The 745-nt window shown below is 34.8% G+C and carries 1 pseudogene; it reads left to right on the plus strand.

From position 1 onward, the window contains the following. Positions 1–745 (plus strand): annotated as a pseudogene (locus tag B3J44_RS13245) (ABC transporter substrate-binding protein); the annotation flags it as partial.

Genomic DNA, 745 nt, shown 5'->3' on the forward strand with positions numbered 1-745 from the left:
TTGTTCACGCAAAAAAATGGTCTTTTTACATTCAATGAAAATCAAATAAAACCATTTGTAACCGAAGTAGATCATTTGCTAAAACAGAATCAAATTTCAGCAGGAATTGAACTTTCTGACGGATATTTTGGAATTGGAACTCGCCAATCGGGGTTGATAGTTATAGATAGTAATGGACATTTGGTTCAACATATTGATAAGCAAATGGGACTTCAGAATGAATATGTAACCAATTTTAAAATCGATAAAGAAGGCAATTTATGGGTGACGCTCAAAGGTGGAATTTCGCTGATTCAGATTTCGTCTCCTTTATCAAAAATTATAGATGGCACAAATTCTGAAACCAAAATTTATTGCAGTCAGATTTACCAGAATAAATTGTATATCGGAACAGATAACGGTTTGTTTTGGCTGAATTGGGAAGCTTATAAAAGCGGGAAAAGAGAAAATGTAACTTTTCAGCATGTTTCTGGAATGTCTGAAAATGTCTGGAATCTTGGTGTTTTTGGTAATTCTTTGTTGGCTTTCGAAAAAAACGGAATATTCGAAATCAATGGAGATTCTGCGAAATCGCTGGCCCAAATAGATGGTGCTTGGCAAGGAATTCTAATTCCGAATCGGTCAGATTTATTGGTAGTTGGTGGATACACAGGATTATATTTGCTGAAAAAAGTAAATGGATCTTGGGTTTTTCAGCATCGAATAAAAGGTTTTGAGGAAAGCAGCAGAATTATGGAAACCGATA

This window comes from Flavobacterium sp. UBA4854, from assembly GCF_002399805.1.
GTDB classification, from domain to species: Bacteria; Bacteroidota; Bacteroidia; order Flavobacteriales; family Flavobacteriaceae; genus Flavobacterium; species Flavobacterium ginsengisoli.